Here is a 13,843-nt window from a genome sequence, read left to right as displayed (position 1 = left end):
GTCAGAAGATCCTCGGGTCGTCGAAGGTGCCGGTGGCGAGCAGGTACACGTACAGGTCGCAGAGCGCGACCGTGATCAACGAGGCCCAGGCGAGCAGCATGTGGCGGGCGTTCAGCTTCCCGACCAGAGTCCACAGGCGGTAGCGCACCGGATGCCGGGAGAAGTGCCGGAGCCGCCCGCCGACGATGTGCCGGCAGGAGTGGCAGGAGAGCGTGTACGCCCAGATCAGCACGATGTTGACCAGGAAGATCACGGTCCCCAGGCCCGCGTGGCCCCAGGCGTAGGAGGCGTCCCGGAAGGTCAGCGCGGTGTCGTAGGTGAGGATCGCGGCGACCGGGAGCGCGGCGTAGAAGAAGTACCGGTGGATGTTCTGCAGGATCAGCGGGAAGCGGGTCTCACCGGTGTACGTCGTGTGCGGTTCGGCGACCGCGCAGGCCGGGGGCGAGGCCCAGAAACCCCGGTAGTACGCCTTGCGGTAGTAGTAGCAGGTCAGCCGGAAGCCGAGCGGGAAGACCAGGATCAGCAGGGCGGGGGAGAGGCCCCACCAGCTGCCGAAGATCTCCCAGTTGGGCCCGTCCTTCATCGGGACGCAGTTCTCCGCGAGACAGGGCGAGTAGAACGGCGAGACGTAAGGCGCGGCGTAGTAGTCGCTGTTGGCTAACGCCCGCCAGGTCGAGTAGACGACGAAGGCGAGCAGTCCGGCGGCGGTGGCCGCGGGCGCCAGCCACCAGCGGTCCGTACGCAGATGGCGGGGGGCGATGGCCGCACGTGTCGGACCATGCACCCCCGCGCCGAGAGAAGGCGGTTCGGTTCCTGTGGCCAACGTCGGTCTCCTAGGGGGCGTGCCGGTCGCGTGCTCCCAGGCCCTCGTCGTCCGTATCCGTCCACAGCCCGCTGTCGTACGGGGTGTCGGGGATCGTCACGAGGTTCTCGGCCGGGGCCTTGGGCGGCGGCGAGGTGACGCCCCGCTCCGCCGCGAGGCTGCGTTCGAGCTGTCCGACCGTACGGACCAGGTCTTCCAGGCAGCGCTTGACGGCCGCCAAATCATCCTGAAGGGACATGGATTGCCCTCACTTCCGCGATTGCGGGTGGCGAACACGCGCCTGTGAGTGTCGCGCGTCACATCCCGCTTGTGAAGCCATGTGTACGGGATTCCACTCGTCCGGAGAGCCGCGCCGCCCGGTGATTGGGCCGCACGGGTGGGGTTTGGCCGCCGTGCCGCCGTGTCGCCGTCGCCGGATCCGATCCTTCCTTTTCAGTGTATGAGCAATAGGTGTGATCATCCCCAAATGGCATAAAACTGGACGAAGGGGTACAAGTCATGTCCCAGGTCGGCGCCCCTCGCGGGAGGACATGCTCCAGGAGCCCCCGCTCCCGCACGCTCCGCTCCGTCGCCACCCTCACGAGCGCGGTGCTCGCCGTCTCCGTCCTGGCCGGATGCAGCTCCGGCGACCCGGCCGACGAGGCCCGGCCCGCCGCCCCGGACCACGCGCCCGCGGCGCGCGACCAGGTCGCCGACGGCGGGACGCTGAACTGGGCCGTGGACGCGATGCCCACCACGCTCAACGCCTTCCAGGCCGACGCCGACGGCAGCACCTCGCGCATCACCGGGGCCGTACTCCCCTCCCTCTACACCCTCGACGAGCGCGGCAGGCCCCAGCGGAACCCGGACTACCTGGAGTCCGCCCAGGTGGTCGAGACGGAGCCCAAGCAGGTCGTCCTCTACAAGCTCAACCAGCAGGCCGTCTGGAGCGACGGCCGGGAGATCGGCGCCCCCGACTTCGTCGCCCAGTGGCGCGCCCTCAGCGGCCGGGACACCGCGTACTGGACCGCACGCAACTCCGGGTACGAGCGCATCGAGAAGATCGAGCGCGGCAAGAACGACCTGGAGGTGCGGGTCACCTTCGCCAAGCCGTACGCCGACTGGCAGTCCCTCTTCACCCCCCTCTACCCGAAGGAGGTGATGGGGTCCCCGAACAGCTTCAACGACGGCGCGCGCACGACCCTGAAGTCGACCGCAGGACCGTTCCTGCTGAAGGCGACCGACCGCAAGGCCGGCACCGTCACGCTCGCCCGCAACCCCCGCTGGTGGGGCCAGGCCGCCAAGCTCGACCAGCTCGTCCTGAAGGCCGTACCCCGCGCCGACCGCATCGCCGCGCTCGCCGCCGGCAACCTCGATCTGGCCGAAATCGATCGGGCCGCCGCGGACCGCATCGCGCTCGCGGTACGGGACGCCCGCGCCGGCCGGAACGGCTCGCAGGCGCTCGCGCACGGCCCCGGCGCCGCGATCACCCCGTCGGCGGCCCTGAAGTCCTGGGCGCTCGCGTACGGCTCCGACGAAGAGCGGGCGGAGGTCGTTCAGACCGCCCGGAAGAAGAACCAGCAGGCCATCGAGCGGTACGCGGCCGAGCAGCGGGCGCTCGGGAAGCTCGTGGTGCGCAAGTCGCTGGAGCCCGTGTACACGCAGCTCTCGCTGAACGGCGAGTCCGGCCCGCTCGCCGACGAGCGGGTACGCAGGGCGGTGGCCCGCGCGCTCGACCGCCGGGAACTGGCCGAATCCGTACTCAAGCCGCTGGGGCTGCCCGCCGAGCCGCCCGGCAGTCACCTGGCCCTGGCGGGGCAGGCGGCGTACGCGGACGGCAGCGACGCGCTCGGCGACCAGGACACCAAGGAGGCGCGGGCGCTGCTCGCGGACGCGGGCTGGGTGCCGGGCGGCGCGAACAAGAAGCCGGCCGGGACGAAGGCCGGCAGCGAGGCGGAGGGCGCCGAGAAGAAGGACGCCGAGAAGAAGGACGCCGAGAAGAAGCCGGGCGAGAAGCCGAGCGAGAAGCCGAGCGCGAAGGCAGGGGAGAAGCAGGGCGCCAAGCCCGGCGGGGAGAAGGACCCGGGGGCCGACGCCGCCTCCAACGACGGCCTCTACGTCGTCGGCGACGACAAGCCGGGAGGCACCGCCGCCCGCGAGGACGGCAAGGCCGGCGAGCCCGTCATCGGCGCCGCGGGCCCCGAGAACGGCACCAACATCCTCGCCCCGGCCTCCGGCGCGGCCCTGCAGACCGCAGCGCTGCTGCGCCAGGCCGCCGCTCTGAACCGCGACACCGGTACCGGCAGCGGCACCGACACCGGTGCCGGCACCGCCTCCGGCACCACGACCGAGGCCAAGGGCCAGAACCCGGCCAGGCCCGACCAGGGCGTCCCCGGTGCCTACGCCCCGCGCGGCACCGCCGCCCCCGCCCCCGCCCCCGCCGTCCCGGCGGCCGAGACCCAGGCCCTGGGCAAGGACGGCAAGCCGCTCAGCCTGCGCTTCGTCCTCCCCTCCGGCCCCGGCTCGGAGTCGCTCCGCACGGTCGGCGACAGGATCGTCCGGATGCTCGACGAGGTCGGCATCCGGACCGAGATCACCAAGGTCGCCGACGAGAGCTTCTTCAAGGACCACATCGCCTCCGGCGACTACGACCTGGCCCTCTACTCATGGCCCGCGTCCGCCTTCCCCGCGACCGACGCCCGGCCGATCTTCGCCAAGCCCGAGCCCGCCTCGGACGGCTCCCTCCTGGTCGAGCAGAACTACGCCCGGGTCGGCACCGACCGTATCGACCAACTGTTCGATCAGGCGGTGGCCACGCTCGACGAGGAGGAGGCCCGCGAGCTGGTCCGCCAGGCCGACGCCCGGATCTGGGCCGCCGCCGGATCGATTCCCCTCTATCAGCGCCCCCAGCTGGTGGCGGCCAAGCCCGAGGTGGTGAACGCCGGCGCCTGGGGCTTCGCGGCCCCCCGCTACCAGGACATCGGGTTCAAGAAGCCCGAATCGACCAAGGGCGCGGAGCGCAACACCGGGAAATAGCCGAAAGTTCTGATCACAACCTCAGATGCAGCTCAAGTTCCTTGCCCGCCGGTGATCCCGGCGGGCAGGATCACGTCCGGCCCCTTGACCCGGCCGGCTCGATCACGCATCAGCAGTGCCCCCAGTGCCACCCAGCGCCCCCAGCGCTTCCTTCGCTCCCAGTGCATCGCATCACAGAGGCATCCCAAAACCTCCTAGTAGACCCTCTCGAATCCGGGCGGGGAAGCCCCTTGCGCGGCGGCCCCGTACCATAGGACATAGCCGTGGCGCGTCCGCCCGGCGGGCGTAAGAGGAACTGACGCCGCATCCCACGATCCGAGAGAAGCGCAAGCACCCATGCCCACGCGCCACGACATCCGTAACGTCGCCATCGTCGCCCACGTCGACCATGGCAAGACGACCATCGTCGACGCCATGCTCAAGCAGGCCGGTGCCTTCGCCGCCCACCAGCAGCTCGACGACCGCATGATGGACTCGAACGACCTGGAGCGTGAGAAGGGCATCACGATCCTCGCCAAGAACACGGCGGTGAAGTATCACCCCAAGGACGGCGGGGCCCCGATCACGATCAACATCATCGACACCCCCGGCCACGCCGACTTCGGTGGCGAGGTCGAGCGCGGTCTGTCGATGGTGGACGCGGTCGTCCTCCTCGTGGACGCCTCCGAGGGTCCGCTCCCGCAGACCCGCTTCGTGCTGCGCAAGGCCCTCCAGCAGCGCAAGCCCGTCATCCTCTGCATCAACAAGACGGACCGCCCGGACTCCCGGATCGACGAGGTCGTCAACGAGACCTACGACCTCTTCCTCGACCTGGACGCGGACGAGGACCAGATCGAGTTCCCGATCGTCTACGCCTGCGGCCGCGACGGCATCGCCTCGCTGACCAAGCCGGCGGACGGCACGGTCCCGCAGGACTCCGAGAACCTGGAGCCGTTCTTCTCCACGATCCTGGAGCACGTCCCGGCCCCGTCGTACGACGAGGAGGCCCCCCTCCAGGCGCACGTCACCAACCTGGACGCCGACAACTTCCTCGGCCGCATCGCGCTGCTCCGCGTCGAGCAGGGCGAGCTGCGCAAGGGCCAGACGGTCGCGTGGATCAAGCGGGACGGCACGATCTCCAACGTCCGCATCACCGAGCTGATGATGACCGAGGCGCTGACCCGCAAGCCGGCCGAGGTCGCCGGCCCCGGTGACATCTGCGCCGTCGCCGGTATCCCGGACATCATGATCGGCGAGACCCTGGCCGACCCGGAGAACCCGATCGCGCTGCCGCTGATCACGGTCGACCAGCCCGCCATCTCCATGACCATCGGTACGAACACCTCGCCGCTCGTCGGCCGCGGTGGCACCGGCAAGGGCGCGGACGCCAAGTCCGCCGTGAAGGACCGCAAGGTCACCGCCCGCCAGGTCAAGGACCGTCTGGACCGCGAGCTCGTCGGTAACGTCTCGCTCCGCGTCCTCGACACCGAGCGTCCGGACGCCTGGGAGGTCCAGGGCCGTGGTGAGCTCGCGCTCGCCATCCTGGTCGAGCAGATGCGCCGTGAGGGCTTCGAGCTCACCATCGGCAAGCCGCAGGTCGTCACCAAGGAGGTCGACGGCAAGATCCACGAGCCCGTCGAGCGCCTGACGGTCGACGTGCCCGAGGAGCACATGGGCGCGGTCACGCAGCTCATGGGCGTCCGCAAGGGCCGCATGGACAACATGTCCAACCACGGCTCCGGCTGGGTCCGCATGGAGTTCGTCGTCCCGTCCCGCGGCCTCATCGGCTTCCGTACGGAGTTCCTGACCAACACCCGCGGTACGGGTATCGCCCACTCGATCCACGAGGGCCACGAGCCGTGGTTCGGCCAGCTCACCACCCGTAACAACGGCTCGCTGGTCGCGGACCGCGCGGGTGCGGTCACCGGCTTCGCCATGACCAACCTGCAGGAGCGCGGTGTGCTCTTCGTCGACCCCGGCACCGAGGTGTACGAGGGCATGATCGTCGGCGAGAACTCCCGCTCCGACGACATGGACGTGAACATCACCAAGGAGAAGAAGCTCACCAACATGCGCTCCGCCTCGGCCGACTCCTTCGAGGCGATCGTGCCGCCGCGCAAGCTCTCCCTGGAGCAGTCGCTGGAGTTCTGCCGCGACGACGAGTGCGTCGAGGTGACCCCGGAGGCCGTGCGCATCCGTAAGGTCGTCCTGGACCAGAAGGAGCGCGGCCGCTCGGCCTCGCGCGCCAAGAACGGCTGACGCGTCGCCGACACACGGCTGACATAGCGTCAGAGACAAGGTCCGGCTCCCCGCACGCAGTGTGGGGAGCCGGACCTTTCGTCAAATCGGTTTCAAGGTCACAGTGTCCGGATATCGAGCGTCGCTCTCCGGAACGTGTGTTAACGGTCCGTTTCGCGGGTGTCTGTCTGTGATCGCTTTGTCCGGATTTCGGTCTCAAGGCCCCTGATGATGTTGCCAAAACGAGACCGCTTAAGTGTGGTTTACAGCTCGGCCGTACTTACTGATCGTTTCAGAATGAAGCGCTTGGCCAGAGAGTTAGGCGCTGCGATGATGCGAACTCGACTGGGCGGTGGGGGACGGGGACACCAGATGACGCGGTGGCAGCTCTTGCAGGGAGACGTCCTGGTCGGTGAGCTCAGTGAGTACGGCTGTGATCAGCCGTTCTTCCTGGCGCGCTTCACCCCGGGACCTGGCTGGGAGAGCGTGAGGCCGTTGTTCGAGGCATGGGCGACCTACAGGGGCCCGGACCCGGATGGGCTCAGGTTCGTCTCCCTGGCCAAGCCGTTGCAGGATTTGGGGCTCACACTGGCTCCGGTTGACGGCCAGCAGACTCCGTTGCAGCTCTTCAAGGACTGCATGGTGCGTATCAATGGGGCTGAAGCCCACCTCCGCTACTGACCGAGCAATTGGCCGTTCGTGGGAGTCGGCGCAGGCATATGAGGCTGCAGGCCAGGTCGAGCAGGCCCTGGTGGATGTCAGTGCGTCGTTCGTAGCGGGTGCGGAGTCGTTTGAACTGGTGCAGCCAGGCGAAGGTGCGCTCGACGACCCAGCGCACCTTGCCCAGTCCGGAGCCGTGAGCGACGCCGCGTCGGGCGATCAGCGGTTTGATGCCGCGCTTCCACAGCAGGCGGCGGTACTTGTCGAAGTCGTAGCCCCGGTCGGCATACAGGCGCCGGGGCTTGCGGCGTGGACGTCCCCGCCTGCCCCGGATCGACGGGACGGCGTCGAGCAGCGGCAGGAGCTGGGTGACGTCGTGCCGGTTGCCGCCGGTGAGCGTGACGGCAAGCGGGGTTCCGTGCCGGTCGACGATCAGGTGATGCTTGGAACCGGGGCGGGCACGGTCGACGGGCGAGGGCCGACGTGATCCCCCTTTGAGGGCCCGGACATGTGATCCGTCCACGGAGCAGTCGTCCAGGTCCAGCAAGTCGGCGCGGCGCAGTTCGGTCAGCAGGGCGGCGTGCAGGCGTGGCCAGACGCCGGCCTCGGTCCAGTCCCGCAACCGGCGCCAGGCCGTCACCCCTGAACAGCCCACGGTCTCGGCCGGGACGTCGCGCCAGGCGACGCCGGTCCGCAGAACGTACATGATGCCCGCGAGAGCCGCCCGGTCCGGAACGCGAAGCCGCCCGGGATGCCGGCGGCGCCGTTCGGGGCGGGCGGCAGCAGCGGGGCCACCCGCTCCCACAGGTCGTCAGGAACAAGATCAGCACGCACCCGGACACCCTGCCGACCAAGATCGGCAAGTGCAAGACCCGCAGCTCAACTCATTCTGAAACGATCAGTTAATAGTTGGCTGCATTGAGCTCGGGTCAATGGGTCACGCACTGTGGGGAGTGCCGACTCACGAGCACACTCGGGGCACCTGAGTGAATCGCCGTCAGGGGTGTCGGCGTACTCGAAGTGCCCCCTCTTGTAGTGACAAAAGTGGACTCATGAGGAGGAACCCATGCGCGGTGCCAAGAGCGCCAAGTGGGTAGTGGGCGCGATCGTCGTCGCCCTGGCAGCGACCGCCTGTGGCGGGGGTAAGAGCGACGGTGGCAGCGACGCCAAGGGCGCTGTGGACCCGAACGGGATCTTCTCCATCGAGCTCGGTGAGCCGGAGAAGCCCCTGCTCACCGGTGACACGATGGAGTCCAACGGCTCCGCCGTCATGGCCGGCCTGTTCTCGACCCTGGTCGACTACAAGGCCGACGGCTCGCTGGAGATGATCAACGCCGAGTCGGTCACCACCACCGACTCGAAGACCTGGACCGTCAAGCTCAAGTCGGGCTGGACCTTCCACGACGGCACCCCGGTGACCTCGAAGTCCTTCGTGGACGCGTGGAACTGGAACGCCAACATCACGAACGCCCAGGGTCTGGCGTCCTGGTTCGCCGACATCAAGGGCTTCGAGAAGCTCCACCCGGAGGCGGAGGGCGCCAAGCCGACCGCCGACAAGCTCGACGGCCTCAAGGTCGTCGACGACAACACCTTCACCATCGAGCTCACGAAGGCCGTTCCGTACTTCGGCCACAAGCTCGCCTACATCGTCTTCGCTCCGCTCCCGGAGTCCTTCTACAAGGACCCGGCCGCGGGCGGCGAGAAGCCGGTCGGCAACGGTCCCTACAAGTTCAAGAGCTGGGACCACAAGAAGCAGATCGAGATCGTCCGCTTCGACGGCTACAAGGGCCCGAACAAGGCGAAGAACGGCGGTGTGGTCTTCAAGAACTACACCACCGTCGAGGCCGCCTACGAGGACCTGAAGTCGGGCAACGTCGACGTCCTGCGGACGATCGGCCCGAAGGACCTCCCGGTCTACCGTCAGGACCTCGGCGACCGCGCCGTGGACCAGGCGTACTCCGCCATCCAGACGCTCGCCATCGCCTTCTACGCCGACCAGTGGAAGAAGCCGAAGCAGGTCGACCCGCGCGTCATCCAGGGTCTGTCCATGGCGATCGACCGCGCCACCATCACCAAGACGGTGCTCAACGGCACCCGTGAGCCCGCCACCGGCTGGGTCGCCAAGGGTGTTCTCGGCTACCAGCCGAACGCGGTCGAGGTCACCAAGTTCGACCCGGCCAAGGCCAAGGAGCTCATCAAGGCCGGCGGCGGCGTCCCGAACAACGAGATCTTCATCCAGTTCAACGCGGATGGCGGTCACAAGGAGTGGGTCGACGCGGTCTGCAACAGCATCACGCAGGCGACCCAGGTCAAGTGCACCGGCGACAGCAAGCCGGACTTCCAGGCCGACCTGACCGCTCGTAAGAGCAAGCAGGTCAAGTCGATCTACCGCTCCGGCTGGGTGCTCGACTACCCGGTCAACGCCAACTTCATCAGCGACCTGTTCCGCACGGGCGCGGGTGGCAACCAGGGCGGCTTCTCCAACGCGGAGCTGGACGCCAAGATCGCGGCCGCCGACACCGCCGCCACGCTCGACGAGTCGGTGAAGGCGTACCAGGCCATCGAGAAGGACCTGGTCAACTACATGCCGTCGATCCCGCTCTGGTACTACAAGGTCAACGCGGGCTACTCGGAGAAGGTCTCCGGCGTTCAGTACGGCCAGGACGGCGACCCGATCCTGACCGGCGTCGAGGTCAAGAAGTAATCACCCACACGTAGTCCGCAAGCCGCTGCGGGGCTGACGAACGAACCGTCGGCCCCGCCCCGGCGCCTTACGCAGTGGCTGGGGGGCCCTTCCGTGGTGCCCGCGTCCCATCGGGGCGCGATCGCCGGGGGAGGGCCTGTCGGCTGCCGCCGTCACATCTCAACGGAGGCATGATGGGGCGTTATGTCGCACGACGACTGCTCCAGATGATCCCGGTATTCCTCGGGACGACCCTGCTGATCTTCCTCATGGTCTACAGCCTGCCCGGCGACCCCGTGGCGGGGCTGTTCGGCGACAAGGGTGTCGATCCGGCGACGCTCGCCGCGAAGAAGAAGGAACTGGGACTGGATCTGCCACTCTGGCAGCAGTACTGGAACTACATGACCAATATCATCCTGCACTTCGACTTCGGGACGCAGATCCGTAACGGGCGCCCGGTCACCGAAGTGCTGGGTGACGCGTTCCCCATCACCCTGCAGCTCGCCGCGCTGGCCTTCGCCTTCGAGATGATCTTCGGTCTCGGCCTCGGCGTCATCGCCGGTCTGCGGGCGGGGCGCCTGGCCGACAACGCCGTCCTGATCTTCACGCTGCTGATCATCTCGATCCCGGTCTTCGTGCTCGGCTTCATCGTCAAGATGGTGTTCGCCTTCGAGCTGGGCTGGATCGCGCCGAACGTCAGCAACGAGCAGCTGTGGTCCGAGCTGATCGCGCCCGCCATCGTGCTCGGCGGTCTCTCCCTCGCCTACGTCGCGCGGCTCACCCGCACGTCCATGGCGGAGAACCTGCGCGCCGACTACATGCGTACGGCCGTCGCCAAGGGCCTCCCGAAGCGGCGCGTCATCGGTGTCCACCTGATGCGCAACTCGATGATCCCCGTCGTCACCTTCCTCGGCACCGACATCGGCGCCCTGATGGGCGGCGCGATCGTCACCGAGCGCATCTTCAACGTCAAGGGTGTCGGCGGTCTGATCGCCGAGTCGATCACCCGGCGTGAAGGTACGACCCTGGTCGGCCTCGTCACCATCCTGGTGATCATCTACCTCGTCACCAGCCTGCTCATCGACCTGCTGTACGCGGTCCTGGACCCGAGGATCCGTTATGCCTGACGTGACCAAGACCGCAGCCACCGCTGTCGAGGACGCCGTCGCACCCCCCTCCGCGGCGGAGCCCACCCCGCCGGCGAAGAAGGAGAAGGCCCGCAGCCTCTGGGGCGACGCCTGGGCGGACCTGCGCCGCAACCCGTACTTCATCGTCGCGTCGGTGCTGATCTTCTTCCTGCTGACGATCGCCGCCTTCCCGACGCTGTTCACCAGCGCCTCGCCCACGACCGGCGACCTCGTCAAGCACTTCCTGGGCAAGCCCGAACTGGGCCAGATCGGCTCCGAGGGCTGGCTCGGCTACGACCAGCAGGGCCGCTCCGTCTACGCCCGGCTGATCTACGGCACGCGTGCCTCGGTCATCGTCGGCATCTGCGTCACCGCGATGGTCACCGTCGTCGGCGGCATCATGGGCATGCTCGCCGGCTACTTCGGCGGTGTCATCGACGCGATCCTCTCCCGGATCACCGACATCTTCTTCGGCATCCCGTTCCTGCTCGGCGCCATGGTCGTGCTGCAGTCCTTCGTCGACCGCACCGTCTGGGTGGTCGTCTTCGCCCTGGCGTTCCTCGGCTGGACCCAGATGGCCCGTGTCATGCGCGGTGCCGTGATCACCGTCAAGCAGGCCGACTACGTCCACGCGGCGAAGGCGCTCGGCGCCGGCACGACCCGGATCCTGTTCCGGCACATCCTGCCGAACGCCATGGCTCCGGTCATCGTCGTCGCGACCATCGCCCTGGGCGGCTACATCTCCGCCGAGGCCACCCTGTCGTACCTCGGCCTGGGCCTGGCGGCCCCGACCGTCTCCTGGGGTGTGGACATCTCCACCGGTGTCGACCAGATCCGCGTCGCGCAGCACATCCTGCTGTACCCGTCGATCATGCTCAGCATCACCGTTCTGGCGTTCATCATGCTCGGCGAAGCCGTCCGCAACGCCCTCGACCCCAAGCTGCGCTGAGGAGGGCGTACAACGTGAGCATCATCGACAAGACCGCGAGCGTCCCCGCTCCGCGCGAGGGCAACGAATACAACGGGCCGCTGCTCGAAGTCCGCGACCTGCACGTGGAGTTCCACACCCGCGACGGTGTCGCCAAGGCGGTCAACGGCGTCAACTACAGCGTGAGCGCGGGCGAGACGCTGGCCGTGCTCGGCGAGTCCGGCTCCGGCAAGTCCGTCACCGCGCAGGCCATCATGGGCATCCTCGACATGCCGCCCGGCAAGATCCCGCAGGGCGAGATCTTCTTCCGCGGCGAGGACATGCTCAAGATGTCCTACGAGGAGCGCCGGAAGATCCGCGGCCGGAAGATCGCGATGATCTTCCAGGACGCGCTGTCCTCCCTCAACCCGGTCCTCACCGTCGGCTACCAGCTCGGCGAGATGTTCCGGGTGCACCACGGCCTGTCCAAGAAGGCGGCCAAGGCCAAGGCCATCGAGCTGATGGACAAGGTCAAGATCCCCGCCGCCGCGGCGCGGGTCAACGACTACCCCCACCAGTTCTCCGGCGGTATGCGCCAGCGCATCATGATCGCCATGGCGCTCGCCCTGGAGCCGGACCTGATCATCGCGGACGAGCCCACCACGGCGCTCGACGTGACGGTCCAGGCCCAGGTCATGGACCTCCTCGCGGAGCTCCAGCGCGAATACAACATGGGCCTGATCCTGATCACCCACGACCTCGGCGTCGTCGCCGACGTCGCGGACAAGATCGCGGTCATGTACGCCGGCCGGATCGTCGAGCAGGCGCCGGTGCACGAGCTGTACAAGCGCCCCGCCCACCCGTACACCCGGGGTCTGCTCGACTCGATCCCGCGCCTGGACCAGAAGGGCCAGGAGCTGTACGCGATCAAGGGCCTGCCGCCCAACCTGCTCCGTGTGCCCACCGGTTGCGCCTTCAACCCGCGCTGCCCCAAGGCCGACGACATCTGCCGCACGGAGATCCCGGCGCTCGCGCCGGTGACCGAGCAGGACGGCACGGAGCTGCCGGGCCGCGGCAGCGCCTGCCACTTCTGGAAGGAGACGATCCATGGCTGAGCTCAGCAAGAACGGTGAGGCCGCGGACGCGACTCCGAACGTCACCGAGGTGCACACGGTGGACGCCGCGAGCGAGGCGGAGGCCGTAGCCGCCCTCGAGGCGCCGGTCGAGCGCGGTGAGCCGATCCTGCAGGTGCGCAACCTGGTCAAGCACTTCCCGCTGACCCAGGGCATCCTGTTCAAGAAGCAGGTCGGCGCGGTCAAGGCCGTGGACGGGGTCTCCTTCGACCTCTACCAGGGCGAGACCCTCGGCATCGTCGGCGAGTCCGGCTGTGGCAAGTCCACCGTCGCCAAGCTACTGATGAACCTGGAGCGTGCCACCGCGGGCGAGGTCTTCTACAAGGGCCAGGACATCACCAAGCTGTCCGGGCGCGCGCTGAAGGCCGTCCGCCGGAACATCCAGATGGTGTTCCAGGACCCGTACACCTCGCTCAACCCGCGTATGACCGTGGGCGACATCATCGGCGAGCCCTTCGACATCCACCCCGAGGTGGCCCCGAAGGGCGACCGGCGCCGCAAGGTGCAGGAGCTGCTCGATGTGGTCGGTCTGAACCCCGAGTACATCAACCGCTACCCGCACCAGTTCTCCGGCGGTCAGCGCCAGCGCATCGGCATCGCCCGAGGCCTCGCGCTCAACCCGGAGATCATCATCTGCGACGAGCCGGTCTCGGCCCTGGACGTCTCCGTCCAGGCGCAGGTCATCAACCTGATGGAGAAGCTGCAGGACGAGTTCAACCTCTCCTACGTCTTCATCGCGCACGACCTGTCGATCGTCCGGCACATCTCCGACCGGGTCGGCGTGATGTACCTCGGCAAGATGGCCGAGATCGGTACGGACTCGCAGATCTACGACCACCCGACGCACCCCTACACCCAGGCGCTGCTGTCGGCGGTCCCGGTCCCGGACCCGGAGGCCCGTGAGGGCCGCGAGCGGATCATCCTCACCGGTGACGTCCCCTCGCCGGCCAACCCGCCGTCGGGCTGCCGCTTCCGCACCCGATGCTGGAAGGCGCAGGAGAAGTGCTCGACCGAGGTTCCGCTCCTCGCCATCCCGGAGCGCTTCCAGGGTCTGGACACCCTGGCCGCGCACGAGTCGGCGTGCCACTTCGCCGAGGAGAAGGACGTCGTGCACGCGTCCTGACGCCCGCTCGATCTCCTGATCCGCTGATCTCCTGATCACCAAGGCCGGTCCCCGGCGCCCTCCCGGCGCCGGGGACCGGCCTTTGCGGGTCGTCCAACCCTGAACGGGTGCGGACGGAGTGCGCCGTGTCCCGTTCGAGGTGATATTGGGGCCTA

General features: G+C 68.1%; 10 protein-coding genes. 7 read left to right on the top strand and 3 right to left on the bottom strand.

Annotation, left to right across the window (positions count from 1 at the left end):
- Position 1 precedes the first annotated feature (1 nt).
- Together FDM97_RS29565 and FDM97_RS29560 are read right to left on the bottom strand one after the other, a co-directional pair.
- Positions 2 to 823, bottom strand: a complete 822-nt coding sequence (locus FDM97_RS29565) for a hypothetical protein (RefSeq protein WP_137993545.1) — start codon at positions 821 to 823, stop codon at positions 2 to 4.
- A 10-nt stretch (positions 824 to 833) separates the two neighbouring features.
- Positions 834 to 1,061, bottom strand: a complete 228-nt coding sequence (locus tag FDM97_RS29560; protein WP_137993544.1) for a hypothetical protein — start codon at positions 1,059 to 1,061, stop codon at positions 834 to 836.
- Positions 1,062 to 1,321: 260 nt separating this feature from the next.
- Here FDM97_RS29560 and FDM97_RS29555 point away from each other — a divergent pair, with 260 nt between their 5' ends.
- Both FDM97_RS29555 and typA read left to right on the top strand, forming a co-directional pair.
- Complete coding sequence (locus FDM97_RS29555; protein ID WP_137993543.1) at positions 1,322 to 3,838, top strand: ABC transporter family substrate-binding protein; 2,517 nt, start codon at positions 1,322 to 1,324, stop codon at positions 3,836 to 3,838.
- A 336-nt stretch (positions 3,839 to 4,174) separates the two neighbouring features.
- Complete coding sequence (gene typA / locus FDM97_RS29550) at positions 4,175 to 6,076, top strand: translational GTPase TypA (RefSeq protein WP_137993542.1); 1,902 nt, start codon at positions 4,175 to 4,177, stop codon at positions 6,074 to 6,076.
- A 628-nt stretch (positions 6,077 to 6,704) separates the two neighbouring features.
- Here typA and FDM97_RS29540 read toward each other — a convergent pair.
- Positions 6,705 to 7,549, bottom strand: a protein-coding gene (locus FDM97_RS29540; RefSeq protein ID WP_137993541.1) for an IS5 family transposase whose coding sequence is annotated in 2 segments (ribosomal slippage) — positions 6,705 to 7,489 and positions 7,489 to 7,549 — 846 coding nt in all. Because the reading frame shifts where the segments join, the coding sequence is not laid out codon by codon here.
- 232 nt (positions 7,550 to 7,781) lie between these two features.
- On the opposite strand from FDM97_RS29540, the gene FDM97_RS29535 reads away from it, so the two are divergent.
- The 5 genes from FDM97_RS29535 (at position 7,782) to FDM97_RS29515 (ending at position 13,688) form a co-directional block, all read left to right on the top strand.
- Positions 7,782 to 9,419 carry a peptide ABC transporter substrate-binding protein gene (locus tag FDM97_RS29535; RefSeq protein ID WP_137993540.1) on the top strand — a complete coding sequence of 546 codons (1,638 nt, stop codon included), beginning with the start codon at positions 7,782 to 7,784 and terminating at the stop codon, positions 9,417 to 9,419.
- Between the two features lie 173 nt (positions 9,420 to 9,592).
- Positions 9,593 to 10,525 (top strand): ABC transporter permease, encoded by a 933-nt coding sequence (locus FDM97_RS29530; RefSeq protein WP_175439438.1) that lies wholly within the window; start codon positions 9,593 to 9,595, stop codon positions 10,523 to 10,525.
- Positions 10,518 to 11,474 (top strand): ABC transporter permease, encoded by a 957-nt coding sequence (locus tag FDM97_RS29525; RefSeq protein WP_137993538.1) that lies wholly within the window; start codon positions 10,518 to 10,520, stop codon positions 11,472 to 11,474. The genes FDM97_RS29530 and FDM97_RS29525 overlap by 8 nt, the downstream gene beginning before the upstream one ends.
- A gap of 14 nt (positions 11,475 to 11,488) precedes the next feature.
- Positions 11,489 to 12,547: an ABC transporter ATP-binding protein gene (locus FDM97_RS29520; protein WP_137993537.1), complete on the top strand. Its 1,059-nt coding sequence runs from the start codon at positions 11,489 to 11,491 to the stop codon at positions 12,545 to 12,547.
- Positions 12,540 to 13,688 carry an ABC transporter ATP-binding protein gene (locus tag FDM97_RS29515; protein ID WP_137993536.1) on the top strand — a complete coding sequence of 383 codons (1,149 nt, stop codon included), beginning with the start codon at positions 12,540 to 12,542 and terminating at the stop codon, positions 13,686 to 13,688. Before FDM97_RS29520 ends, FDM97_RS29515 begins: the two co-directional genes overlap by 8 nt.
- Positions 13,689 to 13,843 lie beyond the last annotated feature (155 nt).

The sequence above is a fragment of the Streptomyces vilmorinianum genome (assembly GCF_005517195.1).
Classification (GTDB): domain Bacteria; phylum Actinomycetota; class Actinomycetes; order Streptomycetales; family Streptomycetaceae; genus Streptomyces; species Streptomyces vilmorinianum.
Note: the sequence above shows the minus strand (reverse complement) of the source record. Positions and strands in the feature narration are given on the sequence as shown.